Origin of the sequence: Gemmiger formicilis, from assembly GCF_016901605.1 — a bacterium.
GTDB lineage: Bacteria > Bacillota > Clostridia > Oscillospirales > Ruminococcaceae > Gemmiger > Gemmiger formicilis_B.
In genome coordinates, this window is the sequence record NZ_JACJKP010000209.1 from 1 (window position 1) to 4,212 (window position 4,212).

Consider the following 4,212-nt stretch of genomic DNA (forward strand, 5'->3'; position numbering starts at 1 on the left):
GCGCAGACATTGCGGCTCTCGATGTCGGTAAAATCATCAGGGGAAGCGAAAGGCACATTGGTCATGCCCAGTTCCTCGCCCTGGTAAATGTAGGGGGTCCCCTTCATGCCGTGCAGCACGGTGGCCAGCATTTTGGCCGACTCCACCCGGAATTCCCGATCGTTACCCCAGCGGGACACGATGCGCGGCAGATCGTGGTTGCTCCAGAACAGGCTGTTCCAGCCATGTCCTTCCAGTTCCTGCTGCCATTTGTTGAACACCGCTTTCAGTTCCGGCAGTTCCAGGGGTTTCAGGTCCCAGCGGTGACCGCCGGGCTGCTTGTCCAGCTGGATCTGCTCAAACTGGAAGATCATGCTCAGTTCGTGGCGGGCCGGGTCGGAGTACAGCCGCCCGATCTCCGGCGTGGCACCCCAGCATTCCCCTACCGTCAGCAGGTCCTTGCGGCCGAAAGTCTCCCGGTTCATCTCCTGCAGATACTCATGCAGGCGGGGACCGTTTTCCTTGATGCCCCGGTCGGGCACCTTGCCGATCAGATCGATCACATCCATACGGAAACCGCCGATGCCCAGATCGATCCAGTAATTCATCATCTTCCAGATTTCCCGGCGCAGGGCGGGGTTTTCCCAGTTCAGGTCCGGCTGCTTTTTGCCGTAGAAATGCAGGTAATACTCGCCGGTTTCCTCGGTATACTCCCAGGCGCTGCCGCCGAAATTGGACTGCAGATCGTTGGGTGGGCCGCCGTTTTTACCGGGCCGCCAGATGTAAAAATCCCGGTAAGGACTGGACTTGCTGCGGCGCGCGTCCTGGAACCAGCGGTGTTCATCCGAAGTGTGGTTGACCACCAGATCCATGATGATGCGGATGCCCCGTTCGCGGCATTCCTGCAGCAGCAGCTTCATCTCGTCCATGGTGCCGTATTCCGGCGAAATATCATAGTAATCCGAGATATCGTAGCCGTTATCCGCATTGGGGGAACGGTATACCGGGCTGAGCCAGAGCACATCCACACCCAGTTTTTCCAGATACCACAATTTTGAACGAATGCCGTTCAGATCACCGACGCCGTCACCATTGCTGTCGCAAAAGCTGCGGGGATAAATCTGGTAGATCACACTTTTTTTCCACCAGGATTCCGCCATCTTACCACGCTCCCTTGTGCTTTTTTCTGATTTCCAGTATAATCAAAAGCAACAGGGGCTTCTTCCATAATTTTGCCAAAAAATAACACAATCTTTCGATTTGCAAGGAGGCGGACCATGCTGCCCACGCTGCAGGAAAAACATACCCACGGCACCACCACCTTCCCGCTGCAGGTGTATTCCCACCACGACAAGGACGGCTTTTACAGCGTTGCCCAGCACTGGCACGAAGAACTGGAATGGGTGTATGTGGAAACCGGTGTACTGGAACTGACGGTGCGCGGTAAATCCTATCTGCTGCACCCGGGGGAATTCTGTTTTGTCAATTCCGGCGAGCTGCACGAGATCCGCTCCACAGGCGAATCCTTCCACCACGCGGTGGTGTTCCGGGCCAGTTTTCTGGATTTTGAGCTGTACGACACCTGCCAGCACCAGTTCATCCGCCCCGTGACCAGCCACCGGCTGAGTTTTCCCACCCCGGCGCAGATACTGCCCGCCGAAGCTGCCGGGGCCATTCTGGGCCATTTGCAGGGAATTGTCCGCCTCTACCACGAGCGTACACCGGGGTACCCTTTAAGCATCAAAATCCATATTTTGCAGGTACTGGAACAGCTGTACCGCTGCAACGCCCTGGTGGAAAGTGCCGGTTCTGCCCGTGAGGAAGAAAACCTGAACAAACTGAAAAACGTGATCACCTACATGCAGCAGCACTACACCCAGCCCCTTACCCTGCAGGAACTGGCCGACCTGACCTACCTGAGCCCTACCTATTTCTGCCACTATTTCCGCAAGGAAACCGGCAAATCCCCCATCGGTTTTCTGAACGAATACCGCATCCAGCAGGCCGCCCAACTGCTGACCGAATCGGATCTGTCGGTTTCTCAAATCGCGGTAGCTGTGGGGTTTGACAACTTCAGCTATTTCATCCGCAAGTTCCGGGAATACAAACGGGTATCGCCCAAAGAATACCGCAAACAGCTGTGCGGCAGCCGCTGACCGCGCCATCGTGAAATAGTACAAAATTGCGAATTTATTTTTGGTCAAAACCCCAAAAAGTTTCTTGTCAGCTTGACAGAGCGCGGTGTTTCTGGTATAGTGCGAAGCAATTCAACGGTCTAAATCGTTGAATCGTCAAACCGATGACGCAGAGGAGTAAGCAAAGAACGGTTTTCTCAAAGAGAGCCGCGGGTGGTGAGAGCGCGGCGGAAGCACCTTTGCCGAATGGACTGCCGAGGGCGGACCGAACGGGTTGCAAGCCCCAGTAGGAGCCGACGGATTTCCCCCGTTAGCAGGAACGGTGTGTGTTGGCACATCGAATGAGCGGGCGAAGCACGGCTTCGTCAATTTGGGTGGCACCGCAGAAGTTGCAAGACTTTTGTCCCAAAGGGTATTTTTACACAGCCCTGTGGGACAAAGGTCTTTTTTTGTTCCCCTCGGCGCACAGAAAGGAGCCGCATCATGGCAGCAGAGAAAATCCCGTACAAGATTTACCTGACCGAAGAGGAAATGCCCCGCACCTGGTACAACGTGCGCGCCGACATGAAAAACAAACCCGCCCCCCTGCTGAACCCCGGCACAGGCCAACCCATGGGGTATGAGGATCTGCGGCCGGTATTCTGTGATGAGCTGATCCGCCAGGAACTGGACAACGACACCCGGGAGATTCCCATTCCCGATGAGATCCGCGATTTTTACAAGATGTACCGTCCTTCGCCGCTGGTACGGGCCTACTGCCTGGAGAAAAAACTTCAAACACCCGCCAAAATCTACTACAAGTTTGAAGGCAACAACACCTCGGGCAGCCATAAACTGAACAGCGCCATTGCTCAGGCCTACTACGCCAAACAGCAGGGCCTGAAAGGCGTTACCACCGAGACCGGTGCCGGGCAGTGGGGCACGGCCCTTTCCATGGCCTGCGCGTACCTGGGGCTGGACTGCAAGGTGTATATGGTCAAATGCTCCTATGAGCAAAAACCGTTCCGCCGGGAAGTCATGCGGGTCTATGGTGCTTCGGTGACCCCGTCCCCCTCCATGGAAACCGAGGTCGGCCGCCGGATTCTGGCCGAACACCCCGGCACCACCGGTTCCCTGGGCTGCGCCATCAGCGAGGCGGTGGAAAAATCCACCACCACCCCCGGTTATCGTTATGTGCTGGGCAGCGTGCTCAATCAGGTCTTGCTGCACCAGAGTGTCATCGGCGTGGAAGCCAAGATCGCCCTGGACAAATACGGTGTCAAGCCTGACATCATCATTGGCTGTGCAGGCGGCGGCAGCAACCTGGGCGGATTGATTTCCCCCTTTATGGGCCAGAAACTGCGGGGCGAAGCAGACTACCGGTTCATTGCGGTGGAGCCTGCCTCCTGCCCCAGCTTTACCCGGGGCCGGTTTGCCTATGATTTTTGTGATACCGGCATGGTCTGCCCCCTGGCCAAGATGTACACCCTGGGCAGCAACTTTATCCCGTCGGCCAACCACGCGGGCGGCCTGCGCTACCATGGCATGAGCCCCGTGCTGGCCCAGCTTTATCACGACGGCCTGATGGAAGCGGTGGCCGTGGAGCAGACCAAAGTCTTTGAAGCGGCGGAAGAGTTTGCCCGGGTGGAAGGCATTCTGCCCGCCCCGGAGAGCAGCCACGCCATCCGGGTGGCCATTGATGAAGCCCTGCGCTGCAAGGAAACCGGCGAGGAAAAAACCATCCTCTTTGGCCTGACCGGCACCGGTTACTTTGATATGGTGGCTTACGAGAAATTCCACGACGGCCTGATGACCGATACCGTCCCCACCGACGAAGAACTGGAAGCCAGCTTTGCCCGCCTGCCGAAGGTGCCCGGCCAGGACTGATTTACCCGCCGGCCCGGTCTCCCCCTTCAGCGGGGTATACCGCTGCAAAATTCCCACAAAAACAGCCGGTCTCCCCGTTTGGGGAGGCCGGCTTTCTGTATCTGCACGGGCAGGTAATTACATTTTGTATAATTTTATATATTTTTACAGTTTGTTTTGTGTCAAATCTGTTCCGCGGTCCCTGGTTCAGTACAGGTCCCGGATGATCTCCACGCACTTGTCGATGCCCAGT

Annotated in this window: 3 protein-coding genes and 1 other annotated feature; of the genes, 2 read left to right on the forward strand and 1 reads right to left on the reverse strand. The window is 56.6% G+C overall.

All coding sequences use genetic code 11. From position 1 onward, the window contains the following. Nucleotides 1–1,139, reverse strand: a 1,139-nt coding sequence (locus H6B10_RS12895) for an alpha-glucosidase (protein WP_204651978.1), incomplete at its 3' end; no start/stop codon positions are given. A gap of 117 nt (nucleotides 1,140–1,256) precedes the next feature. Between H6B10_RS12895 and H6B10_RS12900 the strand changes: the two genes are divergently transcribed. Both H6B10_RS12900 and H6B10_RS12905 read left to right on the forward strand, forming a co-directional pair. Next, entirely contained in the window at nucleotides 1,257–2,135 is an 879-nt protein-coding gene (locus tag H6B10_RS12900) for an AraC family transcriptional regulator (RefSeq protein WP_204651979.1), read from the forward strand. Between the two features lie 134 nt (nucleotides 2,136–2,269). After that, nucleotides 2,270–2,525, forward strand: a binding site (T-box leader). 72 nt (nucleotides 2,526–2,597) lie between these two features. Further along, the gene (locus H6B10_RS12905; RefSeq protein ID WP_204651980.1) at nucleotides 2,598–3,980 is read left to right on the forward strand and encodes a TrpB-like pyridoxal phosphate-dependent enzyme; all 1,383 of its coding nucleotides are present in this window, start codon (nucleotides 2,598–2,600) and stop codon (nucleotides 3,978–3,980) included. Nucleotides 3,981–4,212: the final 232 nt, after the last annotated feature.

Coding starts and splice junctions, on each gene's coding strand:
- H6B10_RS12900 (WP_204651979.1), top strand. CDS start 1,257: ATGCTGCCCACGCTGCAGGAAAAACATACCCACGGCACCACCACCTTC.
- H6B10_RS12905 (WP_204651980.1), top strand. CDS start 2,598: ATGGCAGCAGAGAAAATCCCGTACAAGATTTACCTGACCGAAGAGGAA.